Here is a 16,334-nt window from a genome sequence, read left to right on the forward strand (position 1 = left end):
TGTTACTCACCCGTTCGCCGCTCGTGTACCCCCGAAGGGGCCTTACCGCTCGACTTGCATGTGTTAAGCACGCCGCCAGCGTTCGTCCTGAGCCAGGATCAAACTCTCCGTTGAAAAATATAGACAACCAGTCGAAACTGGATAGTCAACAACTTCAGTTGATCCTTTGAACATCAGAGACAATCAAACTGACTGAATCCAGAAATTACATTCAAAGGAATCCGAACACAGACAAAACAAAACCCCCACCCAAATCCGTCGGACCCAGATGAAAGAATCGCCGTATGCCTATGCACGGGGTTAATGCTAAATTTCGGCATTGACTTTCGGCACGCTGTTGAGTTCTCAAGAATCGGACGCACACCGCGCTTCAAACTCTCGTTTTCAGCTCCGGGGCAACCCGCCAAACATTACTGTTTCGTTCGCAGCCGGTCAAATCGGCTACTTTCGACCCAGTCACCCCGCGTTTCAGCGACCGATCCGAGTCCGTAGACGCGTCTCAGCAGCGCTTACTTGAGGGTGGTCAGGAGGTCCGGCCGCTTCCGCGTCCTGCACTCGCTCCCAACAAGAAGAACACTACTGATGTTCACCCTCCAGATGCAAATCGGGGGTGGAAGCCGGTCCAGCCGGCTCCCACCACCGCGTACAGCACCGTCCAGCAGACGCCTCTCGGCGATTGGCCGCTCGAAGCGGCGAAGGTTGAGGCCCGGGGGTCTTGTACCGGACGGCATCAGATGTAACCGGGCCGGTCCGCGACCTATTCCCGCACGCAGTCGAGCTCGAAACCGGTCTGCTGGAAGACGAGCCGACCGTCCCGCAGCTCCAGCTGCGCCTGGGTACTCGACGCCATGAAGGTGGTCGCCGAGAGCGCGAAGAACCGCAACGGCGGTTGCCCTTCGAACGTGACCCGCAGGCCACTCCCCCACACCTCCACCACGAACCGCAGCCGATCACCCAGGCGATAGTCGCCGGCAAGCTCCGCCAGCACCTCCACTGCAGGCTCATCCGACAGCGCGGCCGCCGGCCGATAGTCCTCCCACCCGTACGACGACGCCGCGGTCTCGAACGCCCGCATCCCGAGCCGGTGGCCGCCATCGGAGTTCGTCATCAGGGCAGCGCCGTACCCAGTGGTCCGGTCGAGAAGAAGGTTGCAGCGGAACCCGATGTTTCCGCCGCTGTGGCCGAACAGCTGACCGGAGTCATTCAGGAACGGACCGATCCCGACCTGGGTCAGGCCGGCGATCGGATCGGTCATCGGGACCACCGGTGTCAGCATCTGCCGCGCGAGCTCCGGCGACAGCAGCGCGCCCCGCGCCCCGACGTACGACTCCTGGACCCCGATCCCGAACTTCGCCAGATCGGTTGCGGTGGTCCACAGCCCCGCCGCGGCCAGCTCCGGGTACACGTGCCATCCCCCGTCGACCGATTCGCCGGACTCGTCGTGCCCGATCGCGGCCCTTCCGGCGAGGCCCGGCGGCAGCGGTTGGGCGAAGGCGCTGTCCGACATCCCCAGCGGTTCGAGGACCAACTCGCGCAGGAGATCGGGGAACGGCGTTCCGGTCACATCTTCGAGGAGCTGCTGGATGACCGTCGTACCGCCGCCCGAGTAGGCGAACTGGGCGCCTGGGATGCGCTCCACTCGCGGTCCGGAGGTGTTGCTCGGTGGTGCACCTGTGAGGATCTCGAGGGTCGTCGGCAGCGAGGCGTCGGGGTGGTAGCCCGGGAACCCCGGCGTTGTCAGCCCCGCACTGTGGCTCGCCAACTGCCGCAACGTGACGACAGGTTGCCACCCGCGCGTCGGTGGCACCTGCCACGACGTGAGCCGGCGGTTGACGTCTTCGTCCAGCTCGAGCAACCCGCGATCCACCAGCCGCAACATCGCGAACGCCGTGACCGGCTTGCTGATGGAGGCGGCCTGGAACAGCGTCCCCGGCTCAACCGGTGCCGGCTTGCCTGCTTCGAGGACGCCGGCCGTCCCGGCATACACGATCTCGCCGTTCTCGATCACTGCCCAGCTCACGCCAGGCACCCGGAACTCCTCGCGATCCGACTCGATCCCGTCCCGCAGTACGTCCACGTTCCCCTCCTCGACGACTCACCGGAACGCTACGCCGGATCGAGGGGCTACCTCGACGGCTGCGGCGCGGTGCAGTCGATCTTCGGGTTGGCGCCGACATAGTTCAGCGGGCCTGCCACCACGGTGACGAGAGTCGTGCCGATCTTGGCGCAGGTCGCATCGGAGCCGGAGAGATAACTCCGCTGCGCTGCGGCGGCGAGACCGATCAGCAACCACACGGCGACGATGAGAGCGACGGTCCGGGAACCTGTCGTGGATGCGCGGCGGGTAGGCATGTCTACCTCCTGGGCTGGGCGAATCCCCGTGTGGAACGCCCATCCAGTGCCCGTGCGGACCTGACCGAAAACGGGACCGCCGTCATCGCTGGGGATCCGCGAGCTGTAGGCGGGCCAGCACCCGCGCGAGATCTCCGACTGCGATGTTGAGCTGCTTCAACGCGGCTTGGTCGAGCGGGGGCGGCTGCTGGAGACCGAGGTTGGCCGCGAACCTGAGCTTGGCATCCGGCTCCGCATCCCGCAGCGAGGTGTCGAGGGCCTCCTGCAGGTGCGGGCTCGGCACCATCTCCGGTCTCTCCCGCCACTTGGTGACCGTGCGTGGCGAGATGCCGAGGTGCTCGGCGAAGGCCTCGTTGGTCAGCCGCAACGCTGCCCGCAAGGCATTCGCATGCCGGCCGGTCCATTCGTCGATGACTGTCATCGCAATCACTCTCCTGGGCGTTGATCACTCCTTGCAATCAGACTACGGCGATTGAGTGACCGCCGGAGTTCCTAATTTCTGCCCTGTGGATACCGGATGAGTTCCTGGTGAGGGCGAGCGCCGGCGCGTTGACTTGGGCCATGGACGAGATCAGCGGTAGGACCGCGACGCTGCCGCGGAGATCCTCGCGGCGGCGTCACCTGAAGGTCGCCAGCGAAGCAGGACCGCGCTGCTTCCAGCTCGTGCGTCACGTCGACGTCTCCGGTGTCAGCGGGACGGGCGTCGTCGCCGAGGGCGTCGAGTGGACCGACGGCTCGGTGGCCCTGCACTGGGGCGGCCGCTACCCGACCACCACGGTCTGGGTCGACGGCATCGATGCTCTGCTCACGATCCACGGCCACAACGGCTCGACCACGATCCGCTGGCTGGACGAATGATCACTCCCCGACCCCGGCGCGGCGGGTCCCTGCAGACAGCCCGTCGCGCCGGCCTACTCCGAGTAGAACTGCTCGCGGTACTCACCGCGAGCCGGGCGCTGCGGTTCGCCCTGCTCCACCTCGAGCAGATCGTCGACCGCTGCCGTGAACTCGAGCTCGGCCCGCGATGGTTTCGGCTGCTCGACCGCCTCGGCCGAGGTCCGGCGTACCGGCAGGTCGTTCGCGGCCGCGGACAGCTCGGCCAGGGTGTCGAGCAGGCCCACCGCGTTCTCGACGTCCCCAGGATGGTTGGCGAGCCACCAGACCGCGGCCGATCCGGGTGTGGCAAACACGTCTTCCTTCAGGTACGCACGTTTGTCCTGCTCCATCCGGCGTTCGATCAACGTCGTCTGCTCGAGACGATGCAGAGCGGCGAGGTGCTGAAGGTGCTTGTAGTCCGCATCGGGCAGCCGCAACCGCACCTCGGTGGCCCAGCACCGCACCTGCCCCTTCTCATCAAGCGCCGGCTCACCAAGGATCGCTGCAAGATGCTGCTGGTTGAGCGCCTCCTCAGTCACCTGCAACTCGGCCGACAACGCCCGCGCGCGCTGCAACAACGCATCGACCGCCACCGCGCCGAGATCGGCATGCCGCGACCCCGACAACACCGTCGACCACTGCACGATCGCCGAGAAGCTGAACTGGAAGTCCGCCGAAGCCGACGGCAACCGCACGTCGACAACAGTCCGCGTCGGCGGCCCGGAGAACACGGGATCCGGCAGTACGACGGGCGCCGGTGCAGCCTGCACTGTCCGCACCACGGGCTTGGGCGCCTCCGGCTGCTTCCACACCACCGCAAGCAACACCAGCAGCACCACACTGAGCACAACCGCGGCCCAGGCCGGCAATCCGATCACCAGCGACACGACGTACAGGACCACAACGATCGCGGCGGCCGTCAGAAGAGAGTTCCGATGGAGCTTCATGGTGGCGTTCCTTCACCGCGTCGGGCAGACGTCAGCAGAGCCGCCAATGCGCACCGGACGGCTTCCCCGTCCTCACGCCATCCAGGTCACCGGCAACCCAGACCACGGACCCCACCCCAAGGCGAGCCCTCCCAAAGTCTCACACGCCTCGCCCACCGCAGCCGCCCGATGCGTGTCGGCACCCCGACACAACCCCACAGCTCGAGACGGCCGGAGGCGAGTCCGGCCGCCCCGGAGCAGCAACGGAGGTGCGGCCGCGGCCCATACCGCAGCCGCACCTCCCGACCTGCTCAACCGGTCGATTCCCGCGTTGCCGGTCAGCCGGTGAGGGAGCGGAGGGCTCGGCGGGAGGGGGTGAGGAGGACGGGTTTGTAGGGGCAGCGGGCGTCGGTGAGGGTTTCGTAGGCGCTGATGGCTCGGTTGGCGGCGTCCCAGCCTTGCTCGGCGGGGGTGCGGCCGAGGCCCCGGTTGCGGACCAGGGCGCCGTAGAAGGCGGAGCAGAAGACGGTGGCTTCGTACCAGCCGACGACGGTGCTGGTGCCGATGTAGGTGATGTCGTCCTGGAGGCAGTCGCGGATGGCGCGTTGCCATTTGCCGATGCCAGTTTTGCAGCCGTCGGCGATGACTACGCCGCTGGAGATGCCCCACTGGCGGTCGAGGAACCAGTCGGCCAGGGAGCGCAGGGAGACCTGGGTGCGGCCGTCGGTGGACAGGAAGGACGGCTCCTCGCTGTGGTCACCGTGTGCCATCACGTGCAGGACCGTGGAGGGGGTGGTGAGGGCGGAGAAGGCGGTCTCGTGGTCGCGGGTGCGGACGAAGTTCACATCGATGACGGGCTCGTCCCAGCCGGCGTTGATATTGCCGGTGATGCCCTGGACAAACGTCATCGAGGCGTCGAAGGAACTGTCCAGTCCGAGGTCCACCAGAGTGATCAGCCGATTGCGCATTCGCCCACCCTCCAACGCGTTTCGATCCCCGGTGGCCTCCATCATGGACCACGCCTCCGACAATCCGCGCCCCAGATACGGGCGCTGAGACACCGGCCCGGCCGTACGGCGTACGCCGGGATCGCGGCCAGGTCCGGGACTGGCAGCGGACGGTGAACGGCGTACCGTGGCCGGACAGTCGCTGCCGAGGAGGAGAACGATGAACCAGGTCCCGACGGTCACTTTGAGTAACGGAACCGCGATGCCGCGGATCGGGCTGGGTACCTCACCGATGAACGACGCGGACGCCGAAAGAGCCGTGCTCCAGGCCCTCGAACTCGGCTACCGGCTGATCGACACGGCCGAGAACTACCGCAACGAGACCGGCGTCGGGCGAGCGCTGCGACAGGCGCCGCGCGACGAGCTCTTCGTGACGTCGAAGTTCAACAAGCGCTGGCACAGCGTCGACGGTGTGCGGACCGCGTTCGAGGCAAGTGCGGAGAAGCTTGGCGTCGAGTACCTCGATCTGCTGCTGATCCACTGGCCGAATCCGGACCAGGATCAGTACGTCGATGCGTGGCGAGGGTTGATCACCTTGCGTGAGGCCGGTCTGGTCAAAGCCATCGGTACGTCGAACTTCAAACCGACCCATCTCCAGCGGCTGATCGACGAGACCGGCGTCGCCCCGGAGGTCAACCAGGTCCAGCTGAGCCCCGTGTGGGCGAAGCCGGCCGAGCGCGAGTTCCACGCTGCTCACGGGATCGTGACCGAGGCCTGGAGCCCGCTGGGCAAGGGCACCGATCTGCTCGACAACCCGATCCTGCAGGAGATCGCCAAGGAGCACGGCCGGACGCCGGGCCAGGTGATCCTGCGCTGGGAGACGCAACAGGACGTCGTACCGATCCCGAAGTCCGCGGATCCCGGCCGACTGGCCGAGAACCTGGCGGTCTTCGACTTCGACCTCTCCCCCGTCCAGCTCGCCGCCCTGACCGCCCTCGACGGGACAGCCAAGACAGCCGCAGACTCGGACCGCTTCGGCCACTGAGCGGAGGCGGTTGGAAGCGCTCCCAGTTCTGGGTCTAGGATCTGCGTTCCGATCTCACGACGACTGGGAGCCGCCCCATGTCCTTCTCCGTCAAACGCGTTGCCGCCGGGCTCGCCGCCGGATTGCTCGCGACCTCATTGCTGAGCGTTGCGCCGGCGTACGCGAATTCGCCGTCGAACTGCTACCACAATCCGAACAAGGAGTTGCTCAACTCTCGGCTCAGTGCTGCTGTCTACTGCACCGATGGTGAGTGGCTGGGCGTTCATGACGACCAGGTCGACGGGTACAGCGCTCGCGCCGCCATTCAGCTCTACCAAAGCCAGGTCGGCTTTTGGTACGACGCGCACGAATGCTTCGACGATACGACTGTGGCCGACTACCAGGGCTTCTCGTTCTGCAACTTCTCGGTGACCGACGGCACCCTGGTCCGCATCCGCCTCTGGTCCCAGAAGAACGGCGCTGAGTCCTATTCGGTGGTGACCGGCTCCTTCACGACCTGAGGTCTACTGGCCGTAGGCCCGGCCGGTCCAGCCGAGTGAACCGAGCGAGCCTCCGGTGATGTCGGCGCCACTGCGATCGTTCGCGGTGGCGTCGAAGTACGCCGAAGCTGCGCCGGCCGCGGTGATGCCGAGGAGCGGGCGTCCGGCCGGGTGCTCCTGGCAGTAGCCGGTGCTCAGGCTGGTGAAGGTGTTGAAACCGGTCGCCTTCAGAACGGTCGACGAGATGCTGGTCGGTGTCGTGCGGTTGACTCGCCACTCCTTGAGCTCACCGTTGCTCTTGGTCCCGACCAGTACGTCGACGGCCGCGGCGCCGGTCCCCTCGGTGCGCTCGAACGTGAACGTCTTGACCGTGTCCCAGCTCGTCGAGGCCAACCGCACCGGCGCCGACACCACCCAGGACCCGTTGCTGTACGACACCTCGTGCCGGAAGAGCGACGTACCGGCGACGCGGTACAGATACGGATAGCCGTAGGCCAGCACGCGTGTACTCGCGAACCCTGAGGTGAGCCGCTTGGTCTCGTTGCGGACCATCTTCCAAACGCCGTCAGTCCGCTCACCACGGCGCTCCAGCGCATAGATGTAGCCATCGGTCGGATGCGTAACGAGCTCGCTGCTGATGAACAGATCGGTGTCCCCGGCTCCACCGAGCTGCTGCTGCGCAGTCGGCACCCAGGGAAGCGTGTCACCCGAATAGGACCTGACCTCTGTCTGCTCGTTGGTGTAGCCGTACGAAACACGCTGACCCGACGATTGGTACGCCGTGGTCCACACACCGCAGTCAGTCGGTACGACGGGCGCTGCGTTCGCCGGCGCGGTTGCGAAGCCGGTCGCGGCAAGCGCGAGAACAGTAGTCACGGCAATGGGGCGGAAGGATATGCGCATGGACACGCACGCTATCCCGGACCCCGTGCCACCCAGACGGCCGTCAGTAGTCGCGTGTCTCTATTGAAATCAGGGGCGCGAAATGAACGGATTCATCGAGCACGGACTCGAGCCACTCCGGCAATTCAACGCCATTGACTTCTCGGAGTCTCACTACGCTCGCCCTGGAGACATGGCGCGTCCGAGCGTCCATCAGATAGGCGAATTGTTGTCGGCCGGTCCCCCGTCCGTTTCGACCACTCCGCCCCCGCGGGATCAACTGGTACAGCTCTCGGCCGGATATGCCTGGGATCACGTCTGCCGCCGACATTCCCGTGTAGACCCGCTCGACGAACTTGCTGGCTCTCGCTGCCTTGTCCGGCTCGAGGAAGGGCACCAGGCGACACAGCTCCTGTCCCCAGGGACCTGCTGCGTAGAGTTCCGGATAGGTCTTGCCTACCTTGCGATTGAGCTTGTCGATCTGAGCGTTGACGATGCCCAGCCGGGTCAAGAGTTCCTGGAGGCTGTTGATGGCACGACGGCTCTCCAGACAGATCGCCCACTTCCCGGCGCCGGTGTTGGAGGTGTAGCCATCCAGCGCCAAACCCTGCAGGTAGGCCAGCACGTGTTCGCGTGTCGAGGTCATGACAACCTCGGGGATCGTCTTGTTGGAGGCTCGCGATCCGCACCCGAGTAGCTCGAGGAACTCGACCAGCCGCTTGCTGGAGGCAACGACATCGGCGCAACGATCAGCTCGCTGGGTGAGGCGCGAGGTGAGATCGAAACAAGACGACCACGCTGCTTGAACGCGCTTGAGAACGTGCGGCACAGAGTTCGTCACGGTGACTGACCAGTTCGCGCGATTGGTGTGGCCCTCGGACGCATACGCTCCCAGCAAGAACGCAAGCTCCGCCGTCATGGCAGCGGGGAGCACCACTGCCTTTTCCGATCCATAGCGCTTTCGGTACGGAAGCTCTGGCAGTGATGCCGGCTGGGTCGGCCAGTTATAGCCGGCGTAGCGGATACCGAGGAAGTCTCCGACACGGAGGCTACTCGCAACTACCTCACCAGGTCGGTCACCGAGACTGGCGAAGACTGTCTCATCGTCATTGGTTTCACGCTTGTGCCCGCCGCGGGTGGTCAAGACCAGCCGGCGGGCAATCCGTTCGACTGCCACAGCTCAACGCTAGGACGTCGCACCGACAGAAAGTTCCCAACGCCGGAAGCTCCCGGGCAAAGCAGTTGCTTTTGGCAATTACTCTCACCCCGACGCGCTGCGGCCCCCGGGGGATGTGGGAAGTTCCCGGGGGCCGTGGCGCGATCAACGAGGGGTCAGCTGGTGGCTGACTTGAGGGTTAGCTGCAACCCGAGGTGGAGCCGCAGCCTTCGCAGACGTAGCACGAGCCGCTCGGGCGCATCTTGGTACCGCAGGTGAAGCACAGGGGTGCGTCGACCGACGTACCGGTGATGAGCTCGAACATCTCTGCTGTAGTGCGGACCTCGGTGGAGACCGGCTTGGCTGCCGCCGCGTCGATCGAGGCGTCGTGGAGCTCGACCTTCTCCTCGGACTTGTCCGCGATCGGCTCGACCGACTTCAGCGACTCGGCTTCGGAGATCTCGACGGGGGCCGGCTCGTAGGAGCCGGTGTCGAGTTGACGGGAACGCTCGTCGGCGGAGTAGATGCCGAGGGCCGCGCGGTCGTCGAAGGGCAGGTAATCCAGAGCAAGCCGACGAAAGATGTAGTCCATGATCGACTGCGCCATCCGGACGTCCGGGTCGTCGGTCAGGCCGGCGGGCTCGAACTTCAGGTTGGTGAACTTCTGCACGTAGGTCTCCAGCGGAACGCCGTGCTGGAGGGCGATCGAGATCGCGATCGAGAAGGCGTCCATCACGCCGGCCAGGGTCGAGCCCTGCTTGCCCATCTTGAGGAAGACCTCGCCGAGGCCGTCGTCAGGGTAGGAACCCGCCGTCATGTAGCCCTCGGCGCCACCGACGGCGAACGACGTGGTCCGCGACGGGCGCGACTTGGGCAGACGCTTCCGGGTCGGCCGGTACTCGATGACCTTCTCGACGATCTTCTCCGCGACCGCCGCCTGCGCAGCCACCGCGTCGTCGGCCGCGGAGGCCTTCTTCGCCTTGGCGTCGGCCAGCGGCTGACCGACCTTGCAGTTGTCGCGGTAGACTGCCAATGCCTTCAGGCCGAGCTTCCAGCCCTGGAAGTAGACGTCGGCAATCTCTTCAATTGTTGCCGTCTCAGGAAGATTTACAGTCTTGCTAATGGCGCCACTCAAAAATGGCTGGGCCGCTGCCATCATCCGGACGTGGCCCATCGGCTTGATGGCGCGCTCACCCATCGCGGTGTCGAAGATCTCATAGTGCTCCGGCTTCAGGCCGGGCGCGTCCACGACGTGACCGTTCTCCGCGATGAACTCGACGATCGCCTCGATCGTCTCCTCGGTGTAGCCGTACTGACGCAGTGCCCGCGGGACCGTCTGGTTGACGATCTGCATCGAGCCGCCGCCGACCAGCTTCTTGAACTTGACCAGCGAGAAGTCCGGCTCGATGCCGGTGGTGTCGCAGTCCATCATGAAGCCGATGGTCCCGGTCGGTGCCAGCACCGAGGCCTGCGCGTTGCGCCAGCCGTTCTTCGCGCCGATCTTCAGCACGCCCTCCCACGCCTGCGTGGCGTGGGTGTGGACGTCCTTGTCGATCTCGTGGATGGTCCGGATCGCGTCGTTGGCCGCGGCGTGCTTGCGCATCACCCGGGTGTGCGCGTCCTTGTTCCGCTCGAAGCCGTCGTAGGCACCGACGACGCCGGCCAGCTCGGCCGACCGCCGGTACGACGTACCGGTCATCAGCGACGTGATAGCGCCCGCCAGTGCGCGACCACCGTCGGAGTCGTAGGCGTGACCCGTTGCCATCAGCAACGCACCGAGGTTCGCGTAGCCGATGCCGAGCTGCCGGTAGGCGCGGGTGGTCTCGCCGATCGGCTCGGTCGGGAAGTCGGCGAAGCAGATCGAGATGTCCATCGCGGTGATGATCAGCTCGACGGCCTTGACGAACTTCTCCGAGTCGAACATGTCGTCGTCGCGGAGGAACTTCATCAGGTTCAGCGACGCGAGGTTGCAGGACGAGTTGTCCAGGTGCATGTACTCCGAGCACGGGTTGGACGCGGTGATCCGGCCCGTCTCCGGGGTGGTGTGCCAGTCGTTGATGGTGTCGTCGTACTGCAGACCCGGGTCGGCGCAGGCCCACGCGGCCTGGGAGATCTTGTCGAACAGCTGCCGAGCGTCGACGGTCTCGATCACCGAGTTGTCCAGCCGCGCCCGCAGCCCGAACTCACCCTTCTCCTCGACCGCACGCATGAACTCGTCGGTGACCCGGACGGAGTTGTTGGCGTTCTGGTACTGGACCGAGGTGATGTCGCGGCCGCCGAGGTCCATGTCGAAGCCCGCGTCGCGCAGGACGCGGATCTTCTCCTCCTCGCGCATCTTGGTCTCGACGAACTCCTCGATGTCGGGGTGGTCGACGTCCAGCACGACCATCTTGGCCGCCCGCCGGGTGGCGCCACCGGACTTGATCGTCCCGGCGCTCGCGTCCGCACCGCGCATGAAGGAGACCGGGCCGGAGGCCGTCCCGCCGGAGGACTGCAGCAGCTCCTTGGAGGAGCGGATCCGGGACAGGTTCAGGCCGGCGCCGGAGCCGCCCTTGAAGATCAGCCCCTCTTCCTTGTACCAGTTCAGGATCGAGTCCATCGAGTCGTCGACGGCCAGGATGAAACAGGCCGAGACCTGCTGCGGCGACGTCGTCCCGACGTTGAACCAGACCGGCGAGTTGAAGCTGAAGTACTGGTGCAGGAGCATCCAGGTGAGCTCGTGCTCGAAGACCTCGGCGTCGGCCGGAGTGGTGAAGTAGCCGTAGTCCTCGCCGGCCTTGCGGTAGGTCTTGACGACCCGGTCCAGCAGCTGGCGCAGGCTCCACTCACGGTTGTCGTGGCCGACCGCACCACGGAAGTACTTGGTGGTGACGATGGTGGACGCGTTCACGCTCCAGTAGTCGGGGAACTCCACCCCGCGCTGCTCGAAGACGGTCTCACCGGTCTTCCAGTTCTGCTGTACGACGTCGCGGCGCTCCCACGTGACCTCGTCGTACGGGTGTACGCCTTCGGTGGTGAAAATGCGCTCGATGGTGAGTCCCGCCGGCGCGTTCTTGCGCCCGCGGAACCCGGCCGGCGACCTCTTGGTCGACCCCGAGTGGCCGGTCACCGTCTCTGTCATTTTTGCTCCTCGCAATTGGCTTCGCCCTGCCGCGGTCTGCCCGGGACCGCCCCGTTGGTACTGCCAACGCCGTACCGCACGTTGTGTTACTGGTACTGCGAATCCCCGATTTATGTCTGCTGGGTCGGCGTCAGCGGCGGTGGTTCGGTGCCCTCGGGCTCGTTCTCCGCGCGCAGCAGGGCGATCTCGGTCTCGAAATCGTCCGCCGACTCGAACTGCCGGTACACACTGGCGAACCGTAGGTAAGCGACCTCGTCCAGCTCCCGCAGCGGCCCGAGGATGGCAAGGCCGACCTCGTGCGCGGGAACCTCCGGCGAACCGCTCGCCTTCAGGGCGTCCTCAACCTGCTGGCCCAGCCGGGACAGCGCATCCACGCCGACGGGCCGGCCCTTGCAGGCCTTGCTCACACCGTTGACGACCTTCTCCCGGCTGAACGGCTCGGTCGCGCCGGAGCGCTTCACGACGGTCAGCTGCATCTGCTCGACGGTGGTGAACCGCTTCTCGCAGACCGGGCACTGGCGGCGGCGGCGGATCGCTCCGCCGTCCTCGGCCACCCTGCTGTCGACCACACGGGAATCGGTGTGCCGGCAATACGGACAGTGCACGGCGAATCACTCCTCCCGCAGGCCGCCGCTCGGGCGGGCCGGTCCTTCGTCTGTGGATGGATCTGGGGACAACCTGTGTATGGCCTGTGTGTAACCAACCACTACCTGTGGAAAATTACATCCGTGTAACCACTACATCTAGGGATGCTACGTCCCGCCTCCGACACTTTGCAAGAACGCCCGAATCTCGCGCGCGTCTCCCTGTTACAACACTCACGCGGGCCGGTGTACTCCCGCGTGGCGCCGTCGCAGTGGCCCTTTCGAGGAGCAGAATCCCGCCCTCCCGGGCCGATCGGGACTCAGCCCGCGAGCGGCCTGAGCACGACCAGACTCAGCGAAGGCAGCGGCAACTCGAGCGTCAGTGACACCCCGTCCACAGCGGTCACCTCAGCGTCATCGGCGAACCGTTCCAGCCCCTGCCGGTCCGTGATGGTTGCGAGCTGCTCCGGCGTCGGGTCCTGCGGCGAGCCGACGGCCTGCCAGACCGTGTGGCTGTTGCTGTGATCCCGGTCGATCCGCCACTGCTCGACCGTCCACGCGCCGGACAGGCCGGGGAACTCGACCTCAACCTCGGTCGGAGCGGAATCCTCGGCGTACTGGTCGTCCGCGTGCCGCCAGACGATCACCGCGAGGCTGCCGTCGGAGGAACTGCGGCTGGCGATCGCGTCGACCTCCTCCGGGAAGCCATTGCCCAGCGCGCCCAGATCGACCGGTACGGCGGCCGTCGACCGCACGCCTACCCGCCGATCCCGGAGTTGGGCGAAGGCCCGGTACCCGTTCATCAGCGGTTTCTCGATGCCCGCCGCGGTGACGAAGCTGCGAGTGCCTTCGAAATACCGCTCGCCTTCCATCGAGAAGCTCCAGGTGGTCGCTTCCCGCACCTTCGCGACGTGCGCGCTGTTGAGATCCAGCACCTTCTTCATCAGCTTGGCCTGGAACACCGGGTAGTACTCGCTGTTGCGGTAGCCGAAGTTCGCGTTGTCGTAGATCCCCCAGTGCGCAGGCACCGAGGCGTCACACTCGTCGACGATCGCGGGCAGCGTGGCGAAGGCCGGGAACTCCTCCATCACCGCGAGCATCCGATCGATCTCACGGAGCATCTTCGTCGTCGACGGCGACTGCCGGACCGGAGCCGGCGCGCCGATCGGGCCGTACGTGCGCCAGGGTGAGAACGCCGACCCCTTGGTGTGGAACGAGACGAAGTCCAGGGGCAGCTCGCGCTCGAAGCACGCGGTCAGGAATCCGCGCAGGAAGGTCACACCGCTGTCGCCACCCGTCACCGCCGGCCCGCCGACCCTGCCCTCGGGAAGCACACTGCGGATCGCCGCGGCCGTGACGGCGTACAGGTCGTTGAACTGTTCGAGGGTGCCGCGCCAGTAGAAGATGTCCGGCTCGTTCCAGAGTTCCCACAGCCACTGCGAGACCTCGCTCTCGCCGTACCTGTCCAGACAGTGCTGGGCGAGTGCGGCGACCAGACCGCCCCACTTGTCGTAGTCCTTCGGCGGGTAGGACCACCAGCCGGCTTCGTACTCGCTGTACTGCGTGGGGCTGCTCTCGAACGGGAACTCGGCCTTGGCGTGGTCCGGCACCAGCGCCAGTGGAGTGAAGGCCAGCTCCACGAGCGGATGGTGGCCGGCCGCAACGATCGTGTCGTACGTCTGGTCGGCGATGGTGAAGTCGTAGAACGGATTACCGTCGGCATCCTCGTGATAGACGTTCCCGCTGCCCCAGTGCGGCAGGCCGAGTCCGGTCCCACTGTTGAACACGTAGTGGGGCCGGACGTGGTACGGCGTCTCCGCGAATCCGCCGATCGTTTCCAGCGTACGGCGGCCCTGGGCGGTGTACGTCCAGTTGATCTCGTCGTACCCGAGGCTCGCCCAGGGCCTCTCGAGGAGGCCCTGGTCGTCGTTCACCGCCACGGTCACCACGGCCCGCCGTACATGCGGGGCAGCTGGATCGGAGGGCATATAGGGCACATTGGTCTCGGTGGTCATCCCACACATCTACACCGATGTAGAGACCCCTGGCTACCGCAGCGCGTTGGCCTCCGCGACGATCTGCTGCAGCCGTACGGCGCTCAATCCAGTCGAGCCCGCCGACGCCGCGTACCTGGCCAGTACGGCGTACTGGCCCTGACCGAGCAGCGTGGTCATCGTCGAAACGGCAGCCGGGCGCGCGCCCGAAGTCAGGATCAGATGGGCGAGACCGGTCCGTGAACCGACGATCTCGAATGTGGACACGGCGGTCGTGGCGCCGATCTGCGCCTTGATCTCGTGGGTTCCGGCCGCGAGCGCGGTCGTGTCGATGGCGGCGCCGTTTTCGATCGGCCGGCCGTCGAGGGTGATGGTCGCCGGCTCACTCAGGTTCGACGAGACCGCGATCGTGGGCTGCTGAGCGCGATCGAGCTTGGCTCCGGGGGCCGGGCTCACGATCGTCAACCGCGACGCCGCCCGCTGCAGGAAAGCCGCGTTCCAGCCGGCCAGCTCCGCCGGGCGGTTGGTGATGATGCCGTCGACGCCCGCCTTCTCCAGCGCGTTCCAGCGCGTCGCGTCATCGACGGTCCACACGTTCACCGCGACGCCAGCCGCGTGCAGTTCCGCGATGGCGGCAGGCCGGGCCGACAGTGCCGCGTCGGACGGGTTGTACGCCGACAGGTCGAGGTCCTTCGCGATCGCGACCGGATCCGGATCGAGCGTGCTGCGGAGCAGCCCGAGCGGCAGTTCAGGCGCGAGCTCACGCACCCAGCGCAGGTGCTGCGGCTCGAAACTCTGCACGAACACCCGGCTGCTCATCCCCCGGCCGCGTACGTCGGACACGATCCGCGCGACTGAGTCCCGGGTGTGGGCGCCCTTGACCTCCAGCAACAGGTTGCCGCCGCGGGTCTTGAGACCGTCGAGCTGCTGCACGAGCGTCGGAACCCGCTGGCCGGCGAAGGCCGGAGCGAACCACGAGCCAGCATCGAGCGCAGCAATCTGCGCCGCCGTCAACGACCTGATCGCGCCAGTACCGTCGGTGGTCCGGTCGACCGTGGTGTCGTGCAGGATCACCGGTACGCCGTCCTTCGTCGGCTGTACGTCGTTCTCGATCCATTCGGCGCGGGCCCGTCGGGCGACCTCGTCCGAGGCTGCGGTGTTTTCGGGCGCGGCCGACGAAGCACCCCGGTGCGCCCAGACCCGCAGCGGGTCGCCGGACTTGCGGATGAACGACTCCTTCGCCAGCGGAGTCACCTTCAGATCGTCGAAGGACACGGTCGCGCCGTTGACGAGCAGGCCTTGTACGCCGGCCGCCGTACGGTTCACGGCCGTGGTGCGCAGCGATTCGCGGCCGTCGACGTACCAGGTGGCGCGCGAGCCGCGGACCTCGACAGCCACGGCGACCTCCTTGCCGATGCCGACCTGGAGCGGCGCGGCGGCGGTGTCGGTGACGTTCCAGGTGTTCGACGGGGTGCGCTGGGCGAACTCGAGCCCGTTGGTCGCGGTGGAGCCGTTCCGGAGCGTGGCGATGGACCAGGGCACGGCTCCGCTCGGCGCGAGATCGAGGCCGAACGCGACCCAGCGGCCGGCGTCGACCGCCGACTCGAAGCGCAGGTGACTCTCGATCCGGAAGTCGGTCAGCGGCGCACCGAAGGTGATCCGGCTGAGCTGGCTCGAGGCGGTCGACGTACCGACGAGGCGGCCGTTCTGCACCTTCCAGGCGCCTTCCACCGCGTTCCAGCCGGTGGGCAGGGCGGTGCCGTCGAAGGTCTCGTTGACGGTCGGGGTCTCGGCCGACGGTCCGGCGACGGCTGTTTCCGGCGGGCTCGTGATCAGGGCGGTGACTGTGATTCCAGCAGCCAGTGCGGCGAGCACTGCCCGAGGGCGGCGTGACGTGAGCTTCATGGGCAGCAACCGTAGGAAAGTCACGCGAACTACGCCACAGCTAGTGATGAATTGACTTCGAACGATG

Annotated in this window: 14 protein-coding genes and 1 rRNA gene; 3 read left to right on the plus strand and 12 right to left on the minus strand. The window is 66.3% G+C overall.

Annotated elements, in window-relative coordinates:
- The 4 genes from E1261_RS13505 to E1261_RS13520 form a co-directional block, all read right to left on the minus strand.
- Positions 1-114 (minus strand): 16S ribosomal RNA (locus E1261_RS13505); the annotation flags it as partial.
- A gap of 643 nt (positions 115-757) precedes the next feature.
- Positions 758-2,077 carry a serine hydrolase domain-containing protein gene (locus E1261_RS13510; RefSeq protein WP_132406434.1) on the minus strand — a complete coding sequence of 440 codons (1,320 nt, stop codon included), beginning with the start codon at positions 2,075-2,077 and terminating at the stop codon, positions 758-760.
- A 47-nt stretch (positions 2,078-2,124) separates the two neighbouring features.
- Entirely contained in the window at positions 2,125-2,352 is a 228-nt protein-coding gene (locus E1261_RS13515; RefSeq protein ID WP_132406436.1) for a hypothetical protein, read from the minus strand.
- 82 nt (positions 2,353-2,434) lie between these two features.
- A complete protein-coding gene (locus E1261_RS13520) occupies positions 2,435-2,773 on the minus strand; it encodes a helix-turn-helix domain-containing protein (RefSeq protein WP_132406438.1) in 339 nt (112 codons plus the stop codon).
- A 140-nt stretch (positions 2,774-2,913) separates the two neighbouring features.
- Here E1261_RS13520 and E1261_RS13525 point away from each other — a divergent pair, with 140 nt between their 5' ends.
- The gene (locus tag E1261_RS13525) at positions 2,914-3,210 is read left to right on the plus strand and encodes a hypothetical protein (protein ID WP_238176194.1); all 297 of its coding nucleotides are present in this window, start codon (positions 2,914-2,916) and stop codon (positions 3,208-3,210) included.
- A gap of 53 nt (positions 3,211-3,263) precedes the next feature.
- Here E1261_RS13525 and E1261_RS13530 read toward each other — a convergent pair whose 3' ends face one another.
- Together E1261_RS13530 and E1261_RS13535 are read right to left on the minus strand one after the other, a co-directional pair.
- Positions 3,264-4,175, minus strand: coding sequence for a hypothetical protein (locus E1261_RS13530; RefSeq protein ID WP_132406440.1), 912 nt, complete (start codon positions 4,173-4,175; stop codon positions 3,264-3,266).
- Positions 4,176-4,492: 317 nt separating this feature from the next.
- A complete protein-coding gene (locus E1261_RS13535) occupies positions 4,493-5,122 on the minus strand; it encodes a hypothetical protein (protein ID WP_132406442.1) in 630 nt (209 codons plus the stop codon).
- 199 nt (positions 5,123-5,321) lie between these two features.
- Between E1261_RS13535 and E1261_RS13540 the strand changes: the two genes are divergently transcribed.
- Positions 5,322-6,146: an aldo/keto reductase gene (locus E1261_RS13540; RefSeq protein ID WP_132406443.1), complete on the plus strand. Its 825-nt coding sequence runs from the start codon at positions 5,322-5,324 to the stop codon at positions 6,144-6,146.
- Positions 6,147-6,223: 77 nt separating this feature from the next.
- A complete protein-coding gene (locus E1261_RS13545) occupies positions 6,224-6,646 on the plus strand; it encodes a hypothetical protein (protein WP_132406445.1) in 423 nt (140 codons plus the stop codon).
- Positions 6,647-6,649: 3 nt separating this feature from the next.
- On the opposite strand, the gene E1261_RS13550 is transcribed toward E1261_RS13545, so the two are convergent.
- The 6 genes from E1261_RS13550 to E1261_RS13575 all read right to left on the minus strand — a co-directional run bounded on the left by E1261_RS13550 (position 6,650) and on the right by E1261_RS13575 (position 16,267).
- Complete coding sequence (locus tag E1261_RS13550; protein ID WP_132406447.1) at positions 6,650-7,501, minus strand: hypothetical protein; 852 nt, start codon at positions 7,499-7,501, stop codon at positions 6,650-6,652.
- Between the two features lie 70 nt (positions 7,502-7,571).
- Positions 7,572-8,684 (minus strand): LAGLIDADG family homing endonuclease, encoded by a 1,113-nt coding sequence (locus E1261_RS13555; RefSeq protein ID WP_132406449.1) that lies wholly within the window; start codon positions 8,682-8,684, stop codon positions 7,572-7,574.
- Positions 8,685-8,862: 178 nt separating this feature from the next.
- Positions 8,863-11,784, minus strand: coding sequence for a vitamin B12-dependent ribonucleotide reductase (locus tag E1261_RS13560; protein ID WP_132406451.1), 2,922 nt, complete (start codon positions 11,782-11,784; stop codon positions 8,863-8,865).
- A 110-nt stretch (positions 11,785-11,894) separates the two neighbouring features.
- The gene (gene nrdR, locus E1261_RS13565; protein WP_132406453.1) at positions 11,895-12,389 is read right to left on the minus strand and encodes a transcriptional regulator NrdR; all 495 of its coding nucleotides are present in this window, start codon (positions 12,387-12,389) and stop codon (positions 11,895-11,897) included.
- Positions 12,390-12,688: 299 nt separating this feature from the next.
- The gene (locus E1261_RS13570) at positions 12,689-14,383 is read right to left on the minus strand and encodes a GH39 family glycosyl hydrolase (RefSeq protein ID WP_238176195.1); all 1,695 of its coding nucleotides are present in this window, start codon (positions 14,381-14,383) and stop codon (positions 12,689-12,691) included.
- 33 nt (positions 14,384-14,416) lie between these two features.
- Entirely contained in the window at positions 14,417-16,267 is a 1,851-nt protein-coding gene (locus tag E1261_RS13575; protein ID WP_132406457.1) for a glycerophosphodiester phosphodiesterase, read from the minus strand.
- Between the last annotated feature and the right edge of the window lie 67 nt (positions 16,268-16,334).

The organism is Kribbella albertanoniae (assembly GCF_004348455.1).
Taxonomy (GTDB): domain Bacteria; phylum Actinomycetota; class Actinomycetes; order Propionibacteriales; family Kribbellaceae; genus Kribbella; species Kribbella albertanoniae.